The sequence below is a fragment of the Thermoactinomyces intermedius genome (genome assembly GCF_013912365.1).
In the GTDB taxonomy this organism is placed as follows: Bacteria; Bacillota; Bacilli; order Thermoactinomycetales; family Thermoactinomycetaceae; genus Thermoactinomyces; species Thermoactinomyces intermedius.
Genome location: NZ_JACETT010000027.1, coordinates 1 through 23,576, shown reverse-complemented (window position 1 = coordinate 23,576; position 23,576 = coordinate 1). Strand labels below are relative to the sequence as shown.

At 48.1% G+C, this 23,576-nt stretch carries 26 protein-coding genes and 1 riboswitch; of the genes, 22 read left to right on the top strand and 4 right to left on the bottom strand.

Annotation, left to right across the window (positions count from 1 at the left end):
* The first annotated feature begins 354 nt into the window (after nt 1–354).
* From H1R82_RS07115 to H1R82_RS07080, 8 genes are all read left to right on the top strand, one after another.
* On the top strand, nt 355–1,245 hold the full coding sequence (locus H1R82_RS07115; RefSeq protein ID WP_181732782.1) for a Vgb family protein: 891 nt from the start codon (nt 355–357) through the stop codon (nt 1,243–1,245).
* 15 nt (nt 1,246–1,260) lie between these two features.
* Nucleotides 1,261–1,908, top strand: a complete 648-nt coding sequence (locus tag H1R82_RS07110; RefSeq protein WP_374189118.1) for a Vat family streptogramin A O-acetyltransferase — start codon at nt 1,261–1,263, stop codon at nt 1,906–1,908.
* Nucleotides 1,909–2,288: 380 nt separating this feature from the next.
* Nucleotides 2,289–3,860, top strand: coding sequence for a Vga family ABC-F type ribosomal protection protein (locus H1R82_RS07105; RefSeq protein ID WP_198054101.1), 1,572 nt, complete (start codon nt 2,289–2,291; stop codon nt 3,858–3,860).
* A gap of 34 nt (nt 3,861–3,894) precedes the next feature.
* The gene (locus H1R82_RS07100; RefSeq protein WP_181732769.1) at nt 3,895–5,127 is read left to right on the top strand and encodes an MFS transporter; all 1,233 of its coding nucleotides are present in this window, start codon (nt 3,895–3,897) and stop codon (nt 5,125–5,127) included.
* Nucleotides 5,128–5,209: 82 nt separating this feature from the next.
* Nucleotides 5,210–5,917, top strand: a complete 708-nt coding sequence (locus H1R82_RS07095) for a response regulator transcription factor (protein ID WP_181732780.1) — start codon at nt 5,210–5,212, stop codon at nt 5,915–5,917.
* Nucleotides 5,917–7,002: a sensor histidine kinase gene (locus tag H1R82_RS07090; RefSeq protein WP_181732768.1), complete on the top strand. Its 1,086-nt coding sequence runs from the start codon at nt 5,917–5,919 to the stop codon at nt 7,000–7,002. Before H1R82_RS07095 ends, H1R82_RS07090 begins: the two co-directional genes overlap by 1 nt.
* A gap of 172 nt (nt 7,003–7,174) precedes the next feature.
* Nucleotides 7,175–7,405 carry a DUF5957 family protein gene (locus H1R82_RS07085; RefSeq protein WP_131470890.1) on the top strand — a complete coding sequence of 77 codons (231 nt, stop codon included), beginning with the start codon at nt 7,175–7,177 and terminating at the stop codon, nt 7,403–7,405.
* Between the two features lie 35 nt (nt 7,406–7,440).
* Nucleotides 7,441–7,965: a hypothetical protein gene (locus H1R82_RS07080; RefSeq protein ID WP_181732767.1), complete on the top strand. Its 525-nt coding sequence runs from the start codon at nt 7,441–7,443 to the stop codon at nt 7,963–7,965.
* Nucleotides 7,966–7,977: 12 nt separating this feature from the next.
* On the opposite strand, the gene H1R82_RS07075 is transcribed toward H1R82_RS07080, so the two are convergent.
* The gene (locus tag H1R82_RS07075) at nt 7,978–8,574 is read right to left on the bottom strand and encodes a LysE family translocator (RefSeq protein WP_181732766.1); all 597 of its coding nucleotides are present in this window, start codon (nt 8,572–8,574) and stop codon (nt 7,978–7,980) included.
* A gap of 186 nt (nt 8,575–8,760) precedes the next feature.
* Nucleotides 8,761–8,956, top strand: a riboswitch (Lysine riboswitch).
* Between the two features lie 101 nt (nt 8,957–9,057).
* On the opposite strand from H1R82_RS07075, the gene H1R82_RS07070 reads away from it, so the two are divergent.
* Entirely contained in the window at nt 9,058–10,512 is a 1,455-nt protein-coding gene (locus H1R82_RS07070) for an amino acid permease (RefSeq protein WP_181732765.1), read from the top strand.
* 42 nt (nt 10,513–10,554) lie between these two features.
* Here H1R82_RS07070 and H1R82_RS07065 read toward each other — a convergent pair whose 3' ends face one another.
* Both H1R82_RS07065 and H1R82_RS07060 read right to left on the bottom strand, forming a co-directional pair.
* The gene (locus H1R82_RS07065; protein WP_181732764.1) at nt 10,555–11,007 is read right to left on the bottom strand and encodes a DUF2269 family protein; all 453 of its coding nucleotides are present in this window, start codon (nt 11,005–11,007) and stop codon (nt 10,555–10,557) included.
* Nucleotides 11,008–11,021: 14 nt separating this feature from the next.
* Nucleotides 11,022–11,309 (bottom strand): antibiotic biosynthesis monooxygenase family protein, encoded by a 288-nt coding sequence (locus H1R82_RS07060; protein ID WP_181732763.1) that lies wholly within the window; start codon nt 11,307–11,309, stop codon nt 11,022–11,024.
* Between the two features lie 156 nt (nt 11,310–11,465).
* Here H1R82_RS07060 and H1R82_RS07055 point away from each other — a divergent pair, with 156 nt between their 5' ends.
* From H1R82_RS07055 to sigB, 13 genes are all read left to right on the top strand, one after another.
* A complete protein-coding gene (locus tag H1R82_RS07055; RefSeq protein WP_181732762.1) occupies nt 11,466–12,380 on the top strand; it encodes an ABC transporter ATP-binding protein in 915 nt (304 codons plus the stop codon).
* Entirely contained in the window at nt 12,377–13,474 is a 1,098-nt protein-coding gene (locus tag H1R82_RS07050; protein WP_181732761.1) for an ABC transporter permease, read from the top strand. The genes H1R82_RS07055 and H1R82_RS07050 overlap by 4 nt, the downstream gene beginning before the upstream one ends.
* Nucleotides 13,475–13,855, top strand: a complete 381-nt coding sequence (gene acpS / locus H1R82_RS07045) for a holo-ACP synthase (protein ID WP_181732760.1) — start codon at nt 13,475–13,477, stop codon at nt 13,853–13,855.
* A gap of 42 nt (nt 13,856–13,897) precedes the next feature.
* Nucleotides 13,898–15,436, top strand: a complete 1,539-nt coding sequence (locus H1R82_RS07040) for an NAD(P)H-hydrate dehydratase (protein WP_181732759.1) — start codon at nt 13,898–13,900, stop codon at nt 15,434–15,436.
* A gap of 53 nt (nt 15,437–15,489) precedes the next feature.
* Nucleotides 15,490–16,512: a LolA family protein gene (locus tag H1R82_RS07035; RefSeq protein ID WP_181732758.1), complete on the top strand. Its 1,023-nt coding sequence runs from the start codon at nt 15,490–15,492 to the stop codon at nt 16,510–16,512.
* A 109-nt stretch (nt 16,513–16,621) separates the two neighbouring features.
* The gene (locus H1R82_RS07030; protein ID WP_181732757.1) at nt 16,622–17,050 is read left to right on the top strand and encodes a YdbT family protein; all 429 of its coding nucleotides are present in this window, start codon (nt 16,622–16,624) and stop codon (nt 17,048–17,050) included.
* The gene (gene alr / locus H1R82_RS07025) at nt 17,043–18,251 is read left to right on the top strand and encodes an alanine racemase (RefSeq protein ID WP_232334018.1); all 1,209 of its coding nucleotides are present in this window, start codon (nt 17,043–17,045) and stop codon (nt 18,249–18,251) included. The genes H1R82_RS07030 and alr overlap by 8 nt, the downstream gene beginning before the upstream one ends.
* 224 nt (nt 18,252–18,475) lie before the next feature.
* Entirely contained in the window at nt 18,476–18,727 is a 252-nt protein-coding gene (locus tag H1R82_RS07020) for a CopG family ribbon-helix-helix protein (RefSeq protein ID WP_175413226.1), read from the top strand.
* A 5-nt stretch (nt 18,728–18,732) separates the two neighbouring features.
* On the top strand, nt 18,733–19,083 hold the full coding sequence (locus tag H1R82_RS07015; RefSeq protein ID WP_037998060.1) for a type II toxin-antitoxin system PemK/MazF family toxin: 351 nt from the start codon (nt 18,733–18,735) through the stop codon (nt 19,081–19,083).
* A gap of 286 nt (nt 19,084–19,369) precedes the next feature.
* Nucleotides 19,370–20,431, top strand: coding sequence for a PP2C family protein-serine/threonine phosphatase (locus H1R82_RS07010; RefSeq protein WP_181732756.1), 1,062 nt, complete (start codon nt 19,370–19,372; stop codon nt 20,429–20,431).
* Nucleotides 20,428–20,763: an anti-sigma factor antagonist gene (locus tag H1R82_RS07005; protein WP_181732755.1), complete on the top strand. Its 336-nt coding sequence runs from the start codon at nt 20,428–20,430 to the stop codon at nt 20,761–20,763. The genes H1R82_RS07010 and H1R82_RS07005 overlap by 4 nt, the downstream gene beginning before the upstream one ends.
* A complete protein-coding gene (gene rsbW, locus H1R82_RS07000) occupies nt 20,760–21,248 on the top strand; it encodes an anti-sigma B factor RsbW (RefSeq protein ID WP_181732754.1) in 489 nt (162 codons plus the stop codon). The genes H1R82_RS07005 and rsbW overlap by 4 nt, the downstream gene beginning before the upstream one ends.
* Entirely contained in the window at nt 21,211–21,996 is a 786-nt protein-coding gene (gene sigB / locus H1R82_RS06995) for an RNA polymerase sigma factor SigB (protein ID WP_181732753.1), read from the top strand. Before rsbW ends, sigB begins: the two co-directional genes overlap by 38 nt.
* Before the next feature lie 170 nt (nt 21,997–22,166).
* On the opposite strand, the gene H1R82_RS06990 is transcribed toward sigB, so the two are convergent.
* A complete protein-coding gene (locus H1R82_RS06990; RefSeq protein WP_181732752.1) occupies nt 22,167–23,447 on the bottom strand; it encodes a Glu/Leu/Phe/Val family dehydrogenase in 1,281 nt (426 codons plus the stop codon).
* Between the last annotated feature and the right edge of the window lie 129 nt (nt 23,448–23,576).

Genomic DNA, 23,576 nt, shown 5'->3' with positions numbered 1-23,576 from the left:
AAGAGGTTTTTTGTTTTTATAAATGATTGGTGATGCGGAAAGCAGTTTGAACCGATCCGGAAGTTGACGGAGCGCAAAAAATCAGATAAGTTTAAAGGAAGACATCCAACAACGGAAAGGGAGAATGTATGCACATGATCTATTTATCCTGACTCCGGAGAAAAATCAGTCATGCGAATGAACAGAACGACGGATTCTTCTGAGGCAGGATGAATGAAATGTGCATTTTTTGGCATGCATCCGTGTGTCTGAATTCAGGCAAATAGAATGCAGCTGTTGTTTATGCATAACATGACCTCCTGTCTCGGAAGAATGAGACGGGAGGTTGTTTTTGTGATGGAAAGAAAAAAGAAGATGGAATACCAACTGCAAGAAATCACACTGTCCGATCCAAACACGGGACCTTACGGCATGGCCGTTTCGGACCGTGGGGAGGTCTGGTTTACAGAGCATGAAGCCAATCAGATCGGTTGCCTGAGCCCGGACGGAACCATTAAGGAATACCCTGTGCCGACACCGGGTGCAAAAGTGTTATGTATAACCGTTTCGTCAGACGGTGAAGTCTGGTTTACGGAAAATGCCGCAAATCAAATCGGGAGGTTGACCAGGGACGGGGAAATGATCGAGTATCCCTTGCCTCATCCGGATTCCGCCCCGTTCGGGATTGCCGAAGGACCCGATCAAAAAATATGGTTTACCGAAATCAACGGAAACCGGATCGGGCATCTTTCAAAAGATGGCACCTTTGTGGAATATGCATTGCCCCGCAAAGGGGCTTTCCCATCGATGATCACAACGGGGCCGGACAAAGCACTCTGGTTCACGGAAAACCAAGCCAATTGCATCGGGAGAATCACGTTAAGCGGCGAAATCACGGAGTTTGAAATTCCCACGCCTCAATCAGCGCTTGTCGGGATCACCCAGGGAAACGATGATGCTTTGTGGTTTGTGGAGATCAACGGAAACAAGGTGGGGAGAATCACCCCTTCCGGCGATATCACGGAATATGAAATTCCGGTGAAAAACGCCCGGCCTCATGCCATCACGACCGGAGCCGGCCATGAATTGTGGTTGACACTGTGGGGATCGAATCAGATCGGAAGGATAAAAAGCAATCAAGCCTTTGAAATATACAACTTGACAACCCCTCATGCCGAACCGCACGGCATTGCAAGCGGGGATGGGAAAACGGTGTGGTTTGCCCTGGAATGCGGGAAAATCGGCAAATTGACACAAAACGAATGAAACGAGGTGAGGCTGTTGCCTTTGCACCGACAGATGGGACCCGATCCGCAAAACCGGTTTCCGGTCCCGGGAAACCAAAAGCTTCAATTCATCAAACCTTCGATCACAAGAAAAAACATCATTGCGGGGGAATATTCTTATTATGACAGTAAACATGGCGAATCCTTCGAGGATCAGGTTTTATATCATTATGAAGCAATCGGGGACCGGTTGATCATCGGAAAGTTTTGTTCCATCGGTCCCGGAACGACGTTTCTCATGAATGGCTCCAACCACCGGATGGATGGTTCCACTTTTCCTTTTCATCTGTTTAGCAACGGGTGGGAACAACACGTTCCATCTTTGGAAGCGTTGCCGCTCAAAGGGGATACAAAAGTCGGAAATGATGTCTGGATCGGACGGGATGCCACGATCCTGCCCGGAGTGACCATCGGGGATGGAGCCATCATTGCCGCCCGGTCGGTTGTGACAAAGGATGTGTCCCCGTATTGCGTTGTTGGAGGAAACCCGGCAAAGTTGATTAAAAAACGCTATCCTGATGAAGTGATCAGGGACTGGCTGGAAATCAGATGGTGGGACTGGGATGTGGAAGAGATTCATCAAAATCTGGAGTTTATCATCAACGGAGAAATTGAAAGATTAAAAAGGCACAGACGGAGCTAAAGGAGAAAACGGGTGTTTTTTGAGAAAACCGGATGCGAATCGCGTCTTATCATTTGACAAATCTTCTCTTTCTGGTTTATTATGCTGTTAAATCATATGTACGGAAGGGTGAACATCGGGACGATGAAGTGCTAATCCTATTTTTGAAAGCAGATGGATTGAAGGATTTTTTGGCAGAGGGGAAGTCTGCTTCTTTGTGCTGCCTTCAATGTGTCTTTTAAGAATAGGATTGGCATCACCCGTTTTTGATAACAAGTGAATCCGGTGGTATGGATCTTTTGTCTGTTGACGGTCTGTACACCCGTGCCTTATTTATGCCTCCTATTCTTAAAAAGATGGGAGGCTTTTTTCGTCTCCCAAAAAATACAACAGGTACGGAGATGATACAAATGTTGCTGGAAGCGCGTGATTTGAAGCTGTATGTCAAAGACCGTTTGTTGTTTGACGTGAAAAGGTTGATCATTGATCACCGGGACCGGATCGGTTTGGTCGGCAAAAATGGCAGTGGAAAAACCACGTTGCTCAAGACGTTGACGGGTCAGCTCATTCCGGATCAAGGCCAAGTGATCAGCCGGGCCACGGTTGAATTTTTGCCGCAGATCAAACGGCAGGATTCAACCAAAAGTGGCGGTGAATTGGCCCAGGAATATCTTTTGCAAGCCTTGGGGAAGGATCCGGAGATTTTGTTTTTGGATGAGCCGACCACTCATTTGGACACCGGGCATATCGAATGGTTGGAAAAGAAGCTGAAAAACTGGCCGGGGGCCTTTGTGGTCGTTTCCCATGACCGGGAGTTCCTGGATACACTTTGTACGACCATTTGGGAGATTGATGAAGGCAAGATCAAAACCTTTAAAGGAAATTATTCGGATTACGTCCGTCAAAAGGAATTGGAAAGAGCACAACAGATCCAGGCATACGAAAAATATGCCAAGAAGAAAAGGCAATTGGAAGAAGCGCTGCGAATGAAAGAACAAAAAGCGCAGAGAGCGACCAAAATACCGAAAAACGCCAACCGGATTGAAGCGAAGAAGGCCAAACCCTACTTTGCCAAAAAACAAAAGAAATTGGAAAAAGCCAAAAAAGCCATGGAAACCCGTCTGGAAAAACTGGAGAAGGTGGAAAAACCGAGAGAAATCACGCCGGTCAAGATGAGTTTGCCCCACCAGGAAGCCATGAAGGGAAGAGTGGTGATCCGGGTGCTGGATGTTTCCGGGATGGCGGGCAACAAGCTTTTGTGGAAGCCGGCGCGTTTTGATGTGCGCGGAGGGGAGAAGATAGCCGTCACCGGACCGAACGGTGCCGGAAAAACCACGCTGATCCAAAAGATCATCCGCCAGGATGAGGGAATCACGGTTTCACCGTCTGTGAAAATCGGTTATTTCAGCCAGAATCTCAACATTCTGGATCTGAAAGAATCGATTTTGGAAAATGTCCGTTCCACTTCCAAGCAGGATGAGACGTTGATCCGCACTGTGCTTGCCCGGTTGCATTTCCGGAGGGACGATGTTTATAAAAAAGTGGAAGTGTTAAGCGGCGGGGAACGGGTCAAAGTGGCATTGGCCAAAGTATTTGTCAGTGACATCAACACCCTCGTTTTGGACGAACCGACGAACTTCTTGGATATTGAAGCAGTGGAGGCTTTGGAATCCCTCCTTCAAGAGTACGAAGGCACGGTCATCTTTGTCACCCACGACCGGCGTTTTGTGAAAAAGCTGGCAACCCGGATCTTGGAGATCAAAAACCGGGAAATTCGTTTTTTGGACCGGCCGGATGAAAAGAACCGGCAGTCCGGGCGGAAAAAGGAGAGGGATGCCGGGGAGGACCGGCGGCTGTTGCTTGAAACCAAAATATCCGAGGTGCTCAGCCGGCTGAGCGTGGAGCCTTCCGAAGAGCTGGAAAAGGAATTTCAAAGGCTGCTGGCAGAAAAAAAGAAATTGGAAACAGATTAAAACGTTCAGCAAAAAGAAAAGGGCGTGAAACCGAATGAATTTTATCCATGAACAGAGGAAAGAACAATGGAAACGGGAGATTGTCCTTTTTTTAACCAGCCAGACCATTTCCCTGTTTGGCTCATCGCTCGTGCAATATGCCATCCTGTGGTATATCACCTTGGATACCCGGTCCGGTGTGATGATGACCATCTATATTCTTTGCGGTTTTGTTCCCACTTTTCTTCTCTCGCCGGTTGCCGGGGTGTGGGCAGACCGTTTCAACCGCAAAATGTTGATCATCGGGTCGGATGCCATGATTGCCTTGGCCACGTTGATCCTCGCCATTTTGTTTCTTGCGGGATATGATGCGGTTTGGCTGCTTTTTGTCATCTCCGCTGTCCGCGCAATCGGGACGGGCTTTCAAACTCCCACTGTTGGCGCGGTATTGCCGCAATTGGTTCCGAAGGATCATCTGACGAAGGTGAATGGAATCAACGGAAGCCTCCAGTCATTGATCATGCTGGTTTCCCCCATGGTGAGTGCGGCACTCATCACCATGGCCTCCATTGAAGCGGTTTTCTTTGTGGATGTTCTCACGGCCGCCGTTGCGGTTTTCATCATGCTGGCATGGGTTCACATTCCGGTTCACCAAAAGGCGTCCGAAAAACAGAAAACCACTTATTACAGCGATGTCACCGAAGGGATCGCGTATATTAAAAAACATGCTTTTTTAAAGAGCTTCTTTTCGTACTTCGCTGTATTCTTTGTGTTGATTGCCCCGGCTTCGTTTTTAACCCCGCTGCAGGTGACCCGGAGTTTTGGGGATGATGTGTGGCGGTTGACGGCCATTGAAATCACTTTTTCCGTCGGGATGATGGCAGGGGGAGGTTTGATCGCCTTATGGGGAGGCTTAGGCAATAAAGTCCATACGATGGCTCTCTCCGGCTTTATCATGGGGATTTGCACTTTGGCACTGGGATTGGTTCCCGACTTTTGGATTTACTTGTTGGTCATGGGTTTATTCGGGGTGGCCATGCCCTTTTTCAATACGCCGACAACAGTCTTGTTGCAGGAAAAGATTGAGGAAAATTATACAGGAAGGGTGTTTGGGGTATTCAGTATGATCTCCACTTCCATGATGCCGGTTGGGATGCTTGTTTTCGGACCGGTTGCCGATTGGATCGAAATTGAATGGATTTTGGCCGGCACGGGCTTGTTGATGTGCATGCTGGCCATGTTTTTGGGAAAGAACAAAGTGCTGTTAAAAGCGGGGAAACCGGCTTGATTTCATCTTGCGTCCAAACCCCTTGAAGGGGAAGCGCCGCTTCAGGGGGTTTGTTTTCATGAATGAAGAAGAAAGGGGAAAAATGATGAGGGAGACGCTGTTGATGGTGGATGATGAGACCGGCATCATTCAAATGATGAGACGGCTGCTGGAAAAAGAAGGATTCGAAAGGATCCTTGAGGCCACCTCCGGCGAAGAAGCGTTGGAGAAAATCAGAAACAACCCGGTGGACTTGATTTTGCTGGATGTGATGCTGCCGGATACAGACGGCTTCCGGCTGTGCCGGCAAATCCGGGAAATGACCGACGTTCCCATCCTTTTTTTGACGGCCCGCACGGCGGATATGGATAAATTGACCGGTTTTTCCATGGGAGCGGACGATTATATCACCAAACCGTTTAATCCCTTGGAAGTGGTTGCCCGGATCAAAGCGATTTTACACCGGCAAAGACGCCTGAATTCCCGGCTTCGCGAATTTCGCACCGATCATTTTGTGTTGTACATGGACCAGGCGAAATTGGTGGTGGACGGGAAAGAAGTGAAATGCCCGGCGAAGGAATTTGAGTTGCTGAAATTCTTGTGTGAGCATCCCAATCAGGTGTTCAGTGTGGACAGCCTTTATGAGCACGTATGGGGGGATTATCCGACAGTGGGAAAGGAAAACACCGTCATGGTGCATATCAGGCGGTTGCGGCAAAAAATCGAAAAGGACCCGAAGCACCCGGTGTATTTAAAAAACATCAGGGGATTGGGATATATGCTCGCGGTATCAGATAAGGAGAGACGGTGATGGACCTCAAATACAAAATATCCCTCCAGTTTGTGGCGATTTTGCTGGCTGTCGGAGGCGTTCTTTTGCTTTCAGGGTTGACGGTGGTTCCGGTTGTTGTCCTGCTGATTCACAAGCTTCTTCAGATCCCGGTGGGAACCCGTGTCCCTCTGCTGATCGGCTTGTATTTATGTTCCTTTGTCGTGATTTTTATGATGATCGGGATCTTTTTGGGGAGGAAAATCAGCAAGCCGCTCTTTTTTCTGATCCAATGGATTGAGAACCTTTCCGAAGGGAAATTTCAAAAGCCGGATTTTCCAAATCTGGCCGCCCGGAAGTTCGGGGTGTTTTTGGAATTGGAATCGAAACTGGGCAATTTGACCGAACGGCTTCATTCCGTCGAAAAGGAGCGTCAAGCGCTTGAAGAATCGAGGAGAAACTGGGCTTCCGGCATCGCCCATGATTTGAAAACCCCTTTATCTTACATCAAAGGGTATGCGGCGATGCTCCGCTCGGATCATACCTGGGAAGAAGCAGAAGTGAAAGAGTTCAGCCGGATCATTGAGGAAAAATCGATCCATATTGAGCAATTGATCCAAGATTTGAGCATCGTTTACCAATTGGAAGAACGCCAAATTCCCTTGAATGAGCGCACCTTAAACCTGGTTACCTTTTTGGAACGGGTTTTGGCCGATCTTAAAAAACATCCCCTGGCGGACCGGTATGATATCCGATTCAAATCCCCGGCCAGGGAGATCCGGTGGACGTTTGACGAACATTTGCTCAAAAGGGCACTGGAAAACCTCGTCATGAATGCCATTCGGCATAATCCCCCGGAAACAACCATTCAGGTGACAACCGAATTGAAAGAAGACAAGCTTTTGATCGTGATTCAGGATCATGGCAAGGGAATGGACCGGAAAACCATTCAACATTTGTTCGACCGCTATTACCGGGGAACCCCCACCGACCGGTCCGCGTTGGGTTCCGGGCTCGGCATGGTGATTGCCAAGCAATTCATCGAGAGGATGCAGGGCTTCATCCAAGTGGAAAGCAAGCAGAATGAAGGCACCCGGATCACTCTTTGGTTTCCGTATAAAAATTAAGGTGCTGTTAAGATTGCGTTTGTGTGGTGTTTATTTTGGTCTGTTAAACTGCGTTTGGAGCGGTTGAAAGAAAGGCACCGCCAAAAGAATCAATAGGTTTTAAAGGGATCGGGTGTTTTTCATGCATTGCTTGCACCGCTTTGATGTCATGACCGGAAGGAGGGAAAAGGGGATGAGAATCATGATTGCCGCTGTCACGGGGATTTTGGGCGGATTTATCATCGGCGTTTTGTTGTCCAGCGTCATCGGCATTTTCAGTTTCCAATTCTTTTTCAAGCCGTTTGGAATTCCGTTTCTTCCCTATCTGTGTGCGTTGGCGGGCGCGGTTGCCGTTCCCGTGATCGATTGGCGCCAATGGAAACATCGCCATTCATCCGGGAATGGATCGGTGGAAAACAGGTGAAGTTGGAGGAATAGAGCAGAAAGGAGGATATTTTGATGGGTTACCGGTTAAATATGAGAAAAAAGCATTTATTGGTTTCCATACATGTGCTGGGGGCCATGGCATGGTTTGGCGGAACGTTGGGAATGTTGATCCTGGGGATTTACATGGGAAACGCGGAAAATGGGGAACAGCTTTATTACACACTTTCAAGTATGCACATGATTGATGGCACGCTGATCAAATATCCGGCCATGGTGGTCCTGATCACCGGCCTGATGCTGTCGGTCTGGACCCATTGGGGATTGACGAAGCATTACTGGGTGTTAATCAAGTTGGTAACGACTTTCCTCATTATTTTGCTCGGTATCCTGTTTCTGAGTGACGGGTTGTCTTTTTTGATCGAGACCGCGGAGAAATATCATTTGGCAGCTTTAGAAAATGCCTCTTTCCATCGGACCAGCATTTCCTTGACTTTGGGCGCCATCTTCAATGTGGCGGCGATAGTCATGATGACCCTGGTCACCTATTACAAACCATTCGGGAAGATTAAAAGAAAAGCAAAACGTGAAAACCGGTGATTCCGGAAAGGATTATTGAACAAGCATTTTGAAGCCGAACCAAGCCAAAAAAATGCCGTAGCCGCAAAGAATGAGTCCGGAAATCAGTTGAAATCCCTGGATAAAGGCCGGCTTGATGTAAGGCCGGCACCAACTGACCGACAAAGATAAGAGGAGATTCCACATTCCGCAACCGATCATCAGATAAGTAAAAGCCGTGATCAGAAACGACAAAGGCCGCTGATGAATGGTGCTGTACACACCGGACCAGGAGAGAAAATCCATGGGATTGATGAACCCAAGGACAAATCCCTTGGCAAGAAGATGGACAGGCCGGGGCCACGACGAAATGGACAACTTGGTTTTCAGATTCGACGTCCCCAAATAAATCAGGTAAGCCCCGCCCGCGACCGCTATGAACGCCAGATACGACAAATCCACAATGCCGCTGGAAAAGCCGTAAAGAATGATGCCGACAATCAACAGGTTGGAGATCACATCTCCCAAGCCGACCAGCCAGGAAGGATAAAAACCGCTTGAAATCCCTTGCCGGATCATCTCGATGTTGACCGGTCCGATTGGGGTGGACAAAGCAAATCCCAATATAAAATAGCCCATCCACGTTTCCATGCATACGACTCCTTTATGACAACTTGTCACTATATCTATGCTTGTCTTGGAAAAAAAACAACAACAAAATGGATCCGGTATGTCGGGACGGAACAGGTATTGAAGGAATTACCATTGTAAATCCATATGTTTTCATTTATACTAAGAATAAGTTACAAGTGCATATTTACCCTCATCGATTTCTCTCGGTGAGGTAGAGGTTGCGGCTTTTATCAGTACTTTGCACGAGAATTTGGAGTTTCGTTTGATGACTGCAAGGGAAAGGAAAAGTCGCCGAAGTTTGTTCGCTTGCTCCAGGCGGACAAGCTGGGGCTGATTCCAAACAGGGTCAGCACTGTCACGTTTGTTCTTGCCCAGACAAACGTGGTGCGCTATCTTGCGGGGGTTTGGTGTGGGTTTCATCATACCGTCCCATCCAGAAGTGACGGTTTTTTTGTTTTTTCCTGCCGGACCTCGGCTTAAGAAAGGGAGAGATACTTTTTTATGTCCAATTCAAGTGATGACCGACAATTAAAAAAAGGATTGAAGTCCAGGCATATGTCGATGATCGCCATTGGCGGATCCATCGGGACCGGGATCTTTCTCGCCAGCGGAGCGGCGATTCAGGAAGCCGGCCCGGGGGGTGCGCTGGTTGCTTATATGGCGATCGGCATGATGGTTTACTTCTTGATGACCAGCTTGGGGGAAATGGCTGCGTACATGCCGGTGTCCGGTTCTTTCAGCACGTATGCAAGCCGGTTTGTGGATCCGGCATTGGGATTTGCGATGGGATGGAATTATTGGTATAACTGGGCCATTACCATTGCAGTCGAATTGTCTGCCGGTGCGTTGATTATGAAATATTGGTTCCCGGATGTGCCGGGCGTGATTTGGAGCGCCATTTTCCTGGCATTGATGCTGGGATTGAATCTTCTTTCCGTCAAAGGATACGGAGAGTCAGAATATTGGTTCTCTTTCATCAAGGTATCGACCGTCATCATCTTTTTGGTTATCGGATTTTTGATGATTCTCGGCATCATGGGAGGCGAACCGATCGGCTTCAAGAATTTTACCATCGGTGACGCACCATTTCACGGCGGATGGATGGCCACCGTCGGCGTGTTTATGATTGCAGGTTTTTCATTCCAGGGAACGGAGTTGGTCGGGATTGCAGCGGGTGAAAGTGAAAATCCCGGCAAAAACATCCCGAAGGCGGTCCGGCAGATTTTCTGGAGGATTTTGCTTTTTTATACGTTGACCATCCTTGTGATCGGTTTGATTTTGCCTTACACCCACCCGAATCTGGCGGGCGGCGATGTGGACCAGGTGGCCAAAAGCCCGTTTACCATGGTGTTTGAACGGGCCGGTTTTGCCTTTGCCGCTTCGGTGATGAATGCGGTGATTCTGACGGCGGTCCTTTCCGCGGGAAATTCCGGCATGTATGCTTCCACCCGGATGTTGTGGCAGTTGGCGAGAGAAGGAAAAGCGCCGAAAGTGTTCAGCAAAGTGAACCGGCGTGGAGTGCCGGTTTATGCATTGCTGTTGACGGCACTGGTCGGGGCGTTTGCATTTTTGGCGTCGCTGGTCGGTGACGGAACCATTTACATCTGGTTGCTCAATGCTTCGGGGTTGTCCGGATTTTTGGCTTGGCTCGGCATTGCGATCAGCCATTACCGGTTCCGCCGCGCTTTTGCTGCCCAGGGAAAAAGCCTGGATGTTCTTCCTTACCGGGCGAGGTTGTTCCCGTTTGGGCCGTTGTTTGCTTTCTTCCTGTGTTTGGTGGTGATCCTGGGACAAGATTATCAGGCTTTCACGGGAGAAGCCTTCGACTGGTACCGGCTGGTGGTCTCCTATATCGGCCTGCCGATCTTCATCTGCCTGTGGCTCGGTTTCAAATGGAAAAAGAAAACAAAAATGGTTCCGCTTGAATCTTGTCAACTGGAACCGGATCAGGAGTAAGAAAAAACCTGCTGACTTTGGTCAGCAGGTTTTTTTGGGTCATCAGAGTTTGACCGATGCAAAGAATATCAAAACCGCCATGCACAAAACCGAAATATTCAGCAGCATGATATAGCGTTTGACGGTTCCGATCACTTGTTCTTTTTCGATACCGTCAGATTGGACTTTTGCCAATGCCTTGCGGCCGTACAAGACAATGACGAGAATGAACGCAAGGATAAACAAACTTCCAAAACGTTCTTTCACCAACAGCCACAGCGGCTTGTCCCCGGCGAATTGCAGCATCATGTAGATCCCCGTCAGGAGAACAATGACAGAGATGGGGATAAACATGGTCAGATTCCAGCGTTGGGCGCGATTCAACGCATGATCCATCCGTCCCGTCTCGCCGGTGCGGATGGCATCCCTTAAAAACATGGCCATCAGTGAGGCTCCGCCAAACCAAGCAGCAACAAAGGCGATATGTAAAAATTTGATGATACCGTAGGCAGTCACTGGTTAAACCCCTTTCATTTCACGATGATATGATAAGCGGACAGTTCCTGCCGTTCGACATCCCCTTTGCGCCCACCGTGTGCTCTTTCAAAATGTTCGCTTTGGATCCAATTTATAAAATCCTCTTTGGAAGCAAAGACGGTTTCGGCAACGACATGCGATTCATCTTCAGACAGAAGCAGACGGAAAGAGACAAAACCCGGTACTTGTTTCATGGATTCAGGAGCCCGGCTGAAACCTTCCTTCAAATGCTTCAGATGCTCTTCGGATTGTATCTTGATATGATTGTTGACCAGATACATACAGGTCCTCCTTCCCGGGGCAAAATGAGTCATTCATTTATAGTATATACCATTCTCCTTCCCATAATCAAAAAGAATCAAGAGGAACGGACCCCATTTTTAAGAGAGACCGGAAAGTGTATACTGAAATAAAAAACGAAACAGAAGTGATGGGAATTGATCAAGGTTAAAAACTTAACGAAAAAATACGGGGATCAGGTGGTTGTCAAGGGAATTTCTTTTACAGTGAAAGAACATCACATTTTTGGATTGCTGGGCCCCAATGGTGCCGGAAAAACAACCACCATGGAAATGATGGAAGGATTAAGGAATCCCGATGAGGGAAGCATTGAAATTGCCGGGGTGGATGCGGTCAGAGACCGGGATCAGTTGAAGCAAATCATCGGAGTGCAACTGCAGTCCACCGCATTGTTTGAGCATTTGACCGTCCGGGAAAGCCTGGAGCTGTATGCCGGTTTTTACCCGAAAGCCCGTCCGGTTCAGGAACTTTTGCGATCCTTTGATCTTCAAGAAAAGGAAAAAACACAGGTGAAACATCTGTCCGGAGGGCAACGGCAAAAACTGGCGATTGCGATTGCGGTGGTGCATGATCCCAAAGTGATTTTTTTGGATGAACCCACGACGGGACTGGATCCCCAGGCCAGACGGCGTTTGTGGGATCTTATTTTTCAGCTTCGCGATGAAGGAAGGACCATTGTTTTATCAACCCATTACATGGAAGAAGCGGAAGTCCTGTGTGATCAGGTGGCGATCATGAGTCAAGGCCGGTTGCTGGAGGTGGATTCTCCTCACGGATTGATTCGCGGGTTGGATTTTCAAAGCCGGATTGAATTTGTGCTGCCGGACTCCGGTTTGGATCAAGAATTGTCTGAATTGCCGGGGGTGATGGAAGTCAGCCGGGAAGAAAATGAAATTGTGTCCATCCACACCAATGATTTATCCCAAACCCTGCAAGAGCTGATTCCATGGGCAAGCCGCCATTGGATTCCGTTAACCGGGCTTCGCACAAGAAGCGCAACGCTGGAGGATGTGTTTCTCCATAAAACGGGAGAGAGGTTGAGAGGGGAATGAAAGCATATTGGCAGTTGGTGAGGGCGCAGCTTCTTTTGTTTTTCCGCAACAAAAACACCGTGATCTGGTCCTTTTTTTTGCCGGTTTTGATGATGCTGGGCCTGGGGTTGTTTCTAGGGGACGGGGGTTCCCAAATTTCTTTGAGAGCCGGAGTGGTGGATCTGGATCAATCGGCACTGTCCGAAGAATGGAAGCAAAATTTGTTCCGGCAGGAAGCCGTCAAACCTGCATCCGGGTCCGAAGCGGAACTGATGAAGAAGTTGAAATCGGGGGATATCGATTTTGTGGTGAAAATTGAAAAAGGATTTGAACAAGCTTACCAAACCAAACAAAGCGCGAAAAAAGTGTTGATCTACATGGATCCGGTGAACAAAACCAAAGCCGGCATGGCCCGGATGCTTGTGGACCAAACAGTGGATGCCATGAACAAAGAAAAGACCCGCTTTCAACCGGTCATTTTGACGGATGTGGTATCCATCCAAAGCCGGACGCTGTCGTATATTGATTTTTTGGTGCCGGGCATTTTGTCTTTAATGATGATGAGCAACAATTTAAACGGCGTCGCCGCCACGATCGCGTCCTGGAGGGAGCGCGGGATTTTGCGCCGGATGCAGGGGACGCCGCTGAAAAGTTCCACTTTTATCGCAGGGCAAATGACGGCCCGGATTTTGTTAAATGCCGTCCAGGTGATCGTGGTCTTGCTGGTGGCTTTCTTTCTGTTTGATGTTCATGTGTACGGATCGTGGGGCACTTTGATTTTATTGATCTTTCTCGGGACACTGACATTTATGTCGATGGGCTTTATTGTGGCCAGTTTGTCCAAAACCCCGGAAAGTGCAGCTCCCATCGCCGGTCTGATCTCGTTTCCGATGATCTTTGTGGGAGGCATCTTTTTTCCGGTCCGGGATTTGCCGGGGATTCTTCAGTCGGTGGTACAGGTGATTCCCATCGTGCATTTGACGGATGCTTTGCGCGGTGTGATGAATGACGGTTTGGCCCTCGGCCAGTTGATGGTTCCCGTCTCCATCCTGCTTGCCTGGGCGGCAGGATCGTTTGCCATCGCGGCATGGACTTTTCAATGGGATGTGAAGTGAATGATTGCCGGAATCGGAACGGACTTGATTGAACTGAACCGAGTGGAAAAAGTGATTTCACGGTTGGCAAAGCGGATCCTGACACCGGACGAACAGGCCGCTTTGCCCGAATCTCCCGTACGCCGTTTGGAATATGTCGCCGGAAGGTTTGCGGCCAAGGAGGCCGTATCCAAAGCGATGGGGTCCGGCATTGGAAAAACATGTTCATTTCAGGATATCGAAGTTTTAAACAATGCGCAGGGAAAACCGGTGGTGACCGTTTCGCCCCGGGTGCTTCAGGCATTGTACGGAACCGGTGCGGTTTCCATCCATCTGTCCATTTCTCACAGCGAACATTATGCCATGGCGATGGCGGTGATTGAAATCGATCATAACTCATAAATGGTGGACATACATATATAACGCGGTTAGGAGGGACAAACGTTGTATTTGGTCACGGCAGAAGAAATGCGGAGAATTGAGGAACGGATCATGGAAGAAACCGGACTTCCCGGAACGGTGTTGATGGAAAATGCCGGGAGATCGGTCGCGGACGAGATCACAAAACGGTTTCCCAAACCGCAAAAAGCGGTGATCCTGGCGGGAAAAGGGAATAACGGGGGAGACGGTTGGGTGATCGCCCGTTATCTCTTGTACCGAAATTGGGATGTGGCTTGCTGGCTTGTCGGAAATCCGGATCAACTCACCCCGGATGCAAAGGTTTTTTATCGCGTGCTGCAATCGTTTACGCCCATTCAAACGTATCATTCCGGGAAGCTGGATGCATTGAAATCCGATCTCAGCCAAGCCGGCGTGATTGTGGATGCCCTTTTGGGGACGGGAGTGAACGGAAGTCTGCGTCCGCCCGTCAAAGAAGTGGTGGAACAAATCAATGCTTCCGGGAAATGGGTGGTTTCCGTCGATATGCCGACAGGACTTCATACAGATGGAGCAAGCATTGATTCAGAAAAAGTAAAAGCAGACTTGACTGTCACGTTCCAATATCCCAAATGGGGCCATTTTTCACGGCAAGGAAACGCATTGAGCGGTGAGCTGGTCATCAAAGAGATCGGATTGCCTCCGGAATTAAAGCCGGAGTTGAAACCAAAAGGAAGGTTGAACGACCCGGTTTGGTGGAAAAACAGCTGGTCTCCCCGCGATCCGTGGTCACACAAAGGAAGCCACGGCCACTTGCTCCTGATCGGCGGAAGCAAAGGAATGCTCGGCGCCATATGCATGGCCGGTGAAGCGGCTTACCGGATGGGAGCGGGTTATGTGACCCTCACTGTTCCGGAGTCGGAAAGACATGCCCTGGCTGCCAAAGTCACGCAGCCGTTGATTTGGCCGTGGCCGGGGGAAGGAACCTTTCATCCCGACAGTGCCGCCGGGCTCCGGGAAAAAGCCGGTCAAATTTCTGCGATGGCCATTGGTCCGGGGCTTGGAAGGTTTGAAGGGGAAGACAAGTGGTTGCGGGACGTCCTTTCTTCCATGCAAGGGCCACTGGTGCTGGATGCGGATGCGTTGAATATTTTGGCGGCTTATCCGGATTTGCTTGAAGATCTCCGGCAGAGAGAGGTGCCGGCGATTATCACGCCTCATCCGGGAGAAATGGCCCGCCTGACCTCCCTGTCGGTAAAAGAAGTGGAGGCCGGCCGGGTGGATGTGGCCCGTTCATATGCCAAGCGTACCGGAATGATTGTTGTTTTAAAAGGAAGGTTTACATTGATTGCCCATCCTGACGGCACGGTGATTCTGAATCCGACAGGAAGCCCTGCACTGGCCAAAGCCGGTTCCGGTGACGTGTTGACCGGGATGATCGGTTCCCTTCTGGCACAAAAGGTTTCGCCGTTTGAAGCGGCGGCGATGGCCGTTTACCTGCATGGAAAAGCCTCCGGGTTGAGCGGAACCCATCCGCACAGTATGGTGTATACCGATTTGCTGGACGGGATTCAACGCGCGGTCCGCCAGGAATTTGTCGAGTGATGTCCCTCGCTAGCCGACACATTTCCCGGGAAATTGACGAAAGGGATGGTTCTATGTGTCGGAAGAAACCATTTTTATGTTTTTGCATCTGCCTCATGCTTTTGGCGGTGGCCGGATGTGGTGTCAAAGATGAACAAGATGTAGTCAGTGAACTGGCACAGCGGACGGAAAAAATGGAGTCATACATCAGCCACGGGAAAATGACCATTTTAACCAGCTCCGAGCCACAAGTCTATGACATTGAAGTCTGGTATAAGAAACCTTCTTTTTACCGGGTTTCCATTAAGAATGTAAAGAAAAACATCACTCAAATTATTTTGCGGAATGACGAAGGGGTCTTTGTCCTGACACCCCATCTGAAAAAAAGTTTTCGGTTTCAAAGCGACTGGCCGCAAACGAACGGGCAGATTTATTTATACCAATCCATCATTCAAAGCATTATTGACGATGAAGAACGTATGTTTCAGGCCGAGAAAAAAACATATCAATTGGAAGTATCCGCAAAATATCCGTTTAATCAGGAAGCTGCCAAACAAAAAATCTGGTTGGATTCCAAACTGTTGCCGACCCGTCTGGAAGTTCTGAGTGAGCAAAATCAAAAGCTGATGCAAGTGCAATTTGACCGTTTCCAACTGGATGCGTCCTTTGATGACGATGCTTTTGACACGGAGCGGAATATGAAGGATCTTCCGTCAGCGGAAAAACAAGTCGTCGCCCCGGCGGATCCGGAAAAAAACGAATTGGCGTCCGTGTTGCCCGGCTATATTCCGGAAAAAAGCCATCTGGTGAGTGAACAAACGATCCAAACCCCGGACGGACCGGTCCAAATCATGCGTTTCCAAGGGGAAAAAAGTTTTACCTTGACCCAGCGGAAGCCGCAAGCCGTTGCCACCAGCCTGCCGCTGATGGGAAAACCCGTGGAATTAAAAAGTGCCATCGGAGTCTTGTTGGAGTTCGGGGAGATGAAACGGCTGGCATGGACTTATCAAGGGATGGAATTTGAAATGATTGGTAAGCTTGCTGAGGAGGAAATGGTGAAAATCGCCAATTCCACCTTTGATCAGTTGGTCAAATAAGGATTCCTGCTGAAACGGCGGGTTTCTGAACGAAGCCCGCATGCATTCATTTTTCTTTCAAGAAGGAAAGAAAGCTGGTATAATACTTTCTAGTGTTTGCGGTAAAGGGATGAAGCAAATCATGAACCGACAGATTGCAGAAGAGCATACTTCATACTGGACCCTTCTTTATCGGAAAAAGCGCTGGATGCGGACGATGGAGTCGTTTGCTTTTATTTTGGGGCTTCTCGTCACCCTCGTGTTTTTTCCATTTCGCAGCCAGCCTTTCATTTTTTCGGTCATGGGTCTTGCCTTGGTCGTTTTTTTTGGTTTTCCCTGTCTTTACCGATGTTGGTTGCGTCCGCACTATACGCTTTATCCTGACCGATTGGAAATTCGAATGAGATCCCGCACCGAAACGATTCCTTTGAAGGAGATGACAAAAGATTTCGATTTACCGTATGGATATGTAATTCATGGTAAAAGGGAATACTTACTGGTAAGCAATCATTTTTTAGAAAAGTTAAACGGTCAATTGGAAGTGATGAAATATGGCTGAAATGAATTGGGCAGATTATGTGGGCAGGGATACGGTCGTTGAAGTGGATTTGGATGCGCTTACACACAACATCCATGAATTTCGCAGGCATTTGAAGAAACAAGTCAAAATGATGGTTGTCGTGAAAGCGGACGCTTACGGGCACGGAGCGGTGGAAGTGTCCAAAGCTGCTTTGTCGGCAGGGGCTTCCTATCTGGCGGTCGCCTTTGTGGATGAAGCGGTTGAACTGAGGAATGCAGGGATCACCGCCCCCATTTTGATTTTGGGTTATACGCCGCCGCATGCGTATCAAACGGCGGTGGATAATGACTTGACCTGCACGGTTTATTTGCCGGAACATTTGCAGAAGATGGAAGAGGCCGCGATCAAAGCAGGCAAGCCCTTGCGAGTTCATATCAAAGTGGATACCGGAATGGGAAGATTGGGACTGGCTCCGGAAGAAGTGTTGTCTTTTGCGCGGAAACTGGATCAGTCGCCGCATATTGAGTGGGAAGGAATTTTCACCCATTATGCGACGGCTGACGAAGCCGACAAGGATTACGCTTTGAGCCAGGAGAAAAAGTTTCGCAAAGTGATTGAAATCCTGTCCGAAAATCATCTCCGGCCACCGCTGGTGCATATCGCCAACAGCGCAGGGGCCATTGATCTTGATGAATACGCATACGACATGGTGCGGTTGGGAATCAGTGTGTACGGTTTTTACCCTTCGACGGAAGTGAACCGCAAATCGGTCTCGTTAAAACCGGTTTTGACTTTAAAAACCAAAGTTTCGTCCGTCAAGAAGCCGCCCGCCGGCACCGGAATCAGTTACGGGAAAACATATGTCGTCAACGGGGAAGAATGGATTGCCGCGATTCCGGTGGGTTATGCCGACGGGATCAACCGCCACTTGTCCAATCGCGGGCATGCACTGATTCACGGGCAAAGGGTGCCGATTGTGGGCCGCGTCTGCATGGATCAATTGATGTTGAATGTGACCGGGGTGATGCCCGTGGAAGTCGGACAGGAAGTGGTGTTGTACGGAAGACAGCAGCAAAATGTCATTACGGTGGATGAAGTTGCCGATATGCTTGGAACCATTCATTATGAAGTCACCTGCATGTTGAGTCACCGTATTCCGAGGATTTACTTGCGTGACGGGAAAGTGACGGGGATCGTCAACCGGTTGCGGGAGCCGGTGCGGATGCAGAGTCTTACTTGACAGCATGGACAACTGTTAATATTTTATGTATAAACATGTTGAGTGAAGGAATTTTATATACTTGAGCGAATAGATTAAACTAGGTTTTTGCGTTTTTTGTTGGGTTATTGATGAATGATAAGTATATTTTTGCAACATCTTCATCATAATGGTAGTATTGATAGGGGAATTTAAACGGTGATGATTGGTTGGGGGTGCTTCATTTGTCCGGTACAAAAAGAATCATGATCAGCCTGCCAACAAAATTGCTTCAAGAAGTGGATGGCGTTGTTGCGAGGGAAAATTCCAATCGGAGTGAGTTTATCCGCCAAGCGATGAGAATGTATCTCCAGGAGCGGAAAAAGCGTTTGATTCGTGAAATGATGCAACGCGGCTACATGGAGATGGCACGCATCAATCTCAACATCGCTTCGGAAGCATTTGAGGCTGAAGAAGAGGCTGAAGATACTTTGGATCGATTGGTTAGTGGGGTGTAACTGATTTGATTGTGAAACGTGGCGATGTTTATTTTGCTGATCTATCCCCTGTGGTCGGATCCGAACAAGGTGGGGTTCGGCCTGTTTTGGTGATTCAAAATGATATTGGCAATCGGTTCAGCCCCACCGTGATCGTCGCCGCGATTACAGCTCAAATTCAAAAGGCCAAATTACCTACGCATGTGGAAATCGATGCCAAAGCATACGGGTTTGATCGTGACTCTGTCATATTGTTGGAACAAATCCGAACGATCGATAAGCAAAGGCTGACGGATAAAATCACTCATCTGGATGATGAAATGATGAATCGTGTCAATGAAGCGTTAATGATCAGTTTGGGTATGATTAACTTTTAGGAAAGAATGGATGGGCCCGTCCATTCTTTTTTTGAAAATCGGGGAGGTCCCCGGTTTTTTTCTTTTCGCTTTTTGCGGGGTGGCGTTGGCCGGGTTCTTCCCATGGGTTATCTCATCGTAGTACTCTCCTTGATTGGTTTTGCGTAAGCCGGCAAAATAAAAGGATGGTATAATAGAATCGTTCAGCAAGTCGTATGCATTCTATTTTATTTATTTTATATCTGTGTTATTTTATTTCCAAATGGATTGTTCTGTTTAATATTGAAGGCGGATCAAGGAGACCAATATGGACATTCATTTAAAAAAGTTATATCAGAAGCTTTTGGCTTCATATATTACTTCAAAAAAAGAAGATCATTTGTATAGTGTGCAGCAGCTGAGTAAATGGTTTTTGGAAAAGCGGATTCCTCCGGACGAAGTGGTGAACATGCATGTCAAGGCCATGAAAGAGCAATATCCCGATATGCCGGATGATCTGAAAGCCTCGTTTGATCTGTTGATTGAGATCATGATCGGTTACGGTATTTCTTATCGTGAAAAAGAGAAACTGGTCAATCGGCACCGGGAATTGGAAAATGAGATCGAAGTGGCCGTCGGAATGCAACAAACTTTGTTGCCGGACGGGCCTCCGAAGTTGGGTGGCGTCGATATTGGCGTGGTGAGTGTGGCCGCCAAGCAGATGAGCGGCGATTACTATAACTTCGTTGATCATGGTTCGGGATCGCTGGGGATTGCCATCGCCGATATTATCGGAAAAGGGATTCCCGCGGCACTTTGTATGTCGATGATTAAATATGCGATGGACCGGCTGGATGATCAACCATCCGCTCCTTTATCACCGTCCCAGGTTTTGCGCGATTTAAACACCGTGGTGGAGCGCAATGTGGATCCGAGTATGTTTATCACCATGGTTTACGGGGTATATGATTCGTTGAACCATCAATTTCGGTATGCAACCGCCGGGCATGAACCCGGGCTCTATTATTGCCATGAAACCGGCGAGTTTGTTGATCTGGAGACCAAGGGGCTTGTGCTCGGCGTATCCAGGGAAGTCAGGTATCCGGAATATAAAATCCGGTTATCACCTCAAGATGCGATTATTTTATTTTCCGACGGGGTAACGGAGTGTAAAGTGGATGGCCGGTTTATTGAGCGGGATATGTTGAAAGAGATTATCCGCACGCATATTCATCTCCCGGCACAAGAAGCTGTTGAAACCATTCACCAAGCACTTTATGATATGTGTGGTTATAAAATTCGAGATGATCAAACGATAGTTATTTTAAAACGTGACGCAGACGAAATGGATACGGGGGACCCAGAGCAGAAGGAGGTCGTGGGTGAATGAATCTGGTTGTGCACGAGAAAAAGGAGAAAGAGAATCAGATCACAGTCATGGTGGAAGGGGAAGTTGACGTTTATACCGCTCCCAAGTTAAGGGAAAAATTACTGCCGCTTTGTGACGGAACAAGACAGATCACGGTCAATTTGTCACAAGTGGATTATATCGACAGCACCGGACTCGGCGTTTTAATCGGGGCATACAAAGCACAAAGGCAAACGGCAGGAAAACTGATCATTTCCGGGATGAATCCCCGATTGTCCCGTCTTTTTAAAATCACAGGTTTGTATGAGATTATGGAAATTGAAGACAAAGCGCAGGAGGATGGCCGCCAATGAGTGATAAACCCTTGGATTTGGTTAATTTGATGATTCCCGCCAAACCGGATTATGTTGGGATTGCAAGATTGACTGTATCTGGGATTGCCAATCGCATGGGGTTTTCTTATGACGACATCGAGGATCTGAAATTGGCAGTTTCCGAAGCTTGCACCAATGCTGTCGATCATGCTTATTGCGGCGGTGAAGGCGAAATTGAGGTGACTTGCAATATTTTCCCCAACCGCATTCAGATTGAAGTGATCGACCGTGGAAACAGTTTTGATCTGGATGAAGTGAAAAAGAGAACCGGCCCGATTAAAGTGAGCGGTTCCATGAACGGAATCCGTGAGCGCGGGTTGGGATTGTATTTGATTAAATCCTTGATGGATCACGTCGATATCAAAGGTGATAACGGAGTCATTGTGAGAATGACCAAGTATATCCGAAAGGACGTGGTGGAAAATCATGTCGAAACGTCCACATCCTTCCCCACTAACCGATGAACAAATACTGGATTTGATCAGCCGCTTTCAGAAAAATGAGGATTCAAAAGCACAGGAAACCTTGATCCATCATTATCGCGATCTGGTCGAAACCATTGCGCATAAATTTGCATACGGCAATGAACCGTATGAAGATTTGGTGCAAGTGGGAATGATCGGATTGATTGCATCGCTGAAACGATTTGATTTGTCCATGGGGCGGAACTTTGAAAGTTTTGCCGTCCCTACCATTGTAGGCGAAATCAAACGGCATATGCGGGATAAAACCTGGAGCGTTCACGTCCCAAGGCGGATTAAGGAGCTGGGGCCCCGGATCAAAAAGGCGGTGGAAGACCTGACGGCTCAATTGCAGCGATCGCCTCGTGTGAATGAGATTGCGGAGTATTTGGGAGTCAGTGAGGAGGAAGTCTTGGAAACGATGGAGATGGGACGAAGTTATCATGCGGTTTCTGTGGATAACCCGATCGAGGCAAGCAATGACGGAAGTCAGGTGACCCTGCTGGATCTGGTGGGGGCAGAGGATAAAGAATTCGAACAAATTGACCGGAAATTGTTATTGGAAAAAATTTTTTCGGCTTTAAGCGAAAGGGAACAAGAGATATTAAAATTAACCTTTTTTGAAAACCTCAGCCAAAAACAGGCAGGGGACCGGTTGGGGATTTCCCAGATGCATGTATCCCGTTTGCAGCGCCGTGCCCTGCAAAAATTGAGGCAGGCAATTCGGATGGAGCCTTCCGAAGTAATATGAAGTGTACCTTGTTGAGGTATGCTTTTTTATTTTGGAAAAAAATGCCCCTCCAGGTTCCCGGTACGTCCGGAGAGCTTGGAGGAGCCGTGCCTTTTAGAAACAGACAGAGGAATGAAGCGGGAGGAATGACCGGTTCCCGCTTTCAAAAGAGAGAAGGAGAGAACGCTTGATCAGATCCAGCCTCTGGCTTCAATGGCTTCTGTAATCCGTTTGATGGCCACCATGTATGCCGCCGTGCGCAGATCGGTGTTTTCTTTTTGGGCAAGATCGTAGACTTCATTGTAAGAGCGCACGATTTTTTCTTTCAATTTGCTGTTGACTTCTTCTTCGGTCCAATAATAATGCATCAGGTTTTGCACCCATTCGAAATAGGAGACAATGACTCCACCGGCATTGGCCAGAATGTCGGGGATCAAATGCACTCCTTTTTTGAATAAGACTTCATCGGCTTTGGGGGTTGTCGGTCCGTTGGCTGCTTCAGCGACAACCTTGGCTTGGATGCGGTCTGCGTTTTTGCGGGTAATCACATTTTCCAGTGCGGCCGGAACGAGAATGTCCACATCCAATTCCAAGATTTCTTCCGGGTTTTCGAGGACCTGTGCATCGGAGAGATCGGTGATTTTGCTGTTTTTGTCATCCTTCAATTTTTTGACTTCGTCAAGGTTTAAACCGTCTTTTTGGTAAATGGCGCCCGAGGTGTCACTGACGGCAACAATTTTGCAACCTTTTTCGGCCAACAAATCAGCAACGATGCGGCCGGCATTTCCGAATCCTTGCACCGCCACAGTGGCGCCTTGGAGGGGTTTGTTTAATTTTTCCATTGCCTGTTCAATAGCGAAGGCACAACCTCTGGCCGTCGCTTCATTGCGTCCTTTGGATCCGCCCAGGCTGAGGGGTTTTCCGGTGATGACTCCGGGGCTGAATTTTCCTTTCATCCGACTGTAAGTATCCATCATCCAACCCATGGTTTGGGCATTGGTATAAACATCGGGAGCAGGAATATCTTTTTCCGGCCCGACGATATCGGCAATAGCCTCAATAAAGCCGCGGCTGACACGCTCAATCTCACCTTTGCTCAGCTTGCGCGGATCGCAGATGACGCCTCCTTTTCCGCCGCCGTAAGGAACATCGGTCACCGCACATTTGAAACTCATCCACATGGACAAAGCTTTGACTTCATCCATCGTGACATCAGGATGAAAGCGGATGCCCCCCTTGGTCGGCCCCATGGCATCGGTGTGCTGGGAGCGGAATCCTTCAAAGACACGGATGGAACCATCATCCATTTTGACGGGGAAGGAGACACTCAAAACGCGTTTTGGTTTTTTGAGAATATTAAGAATATCCTCGGAAACCCCCAGCTTCTTGCCAGCTTGATCGATCTGGATCTGAACAATTTCATACGGGTTCAAAGACTCAAGTTTGTCAGACGTAACGGTGGATACTGGCAACTTTGAATCATCCTTTCATTAGTAAAATTGTTCACAAAAAACTTTTAGATAATAAATTTTTCGATTAATAGAATTAATAACCTTCTATTAATCAAAATGAATAAATATTTATATAATATAGTTTACCAA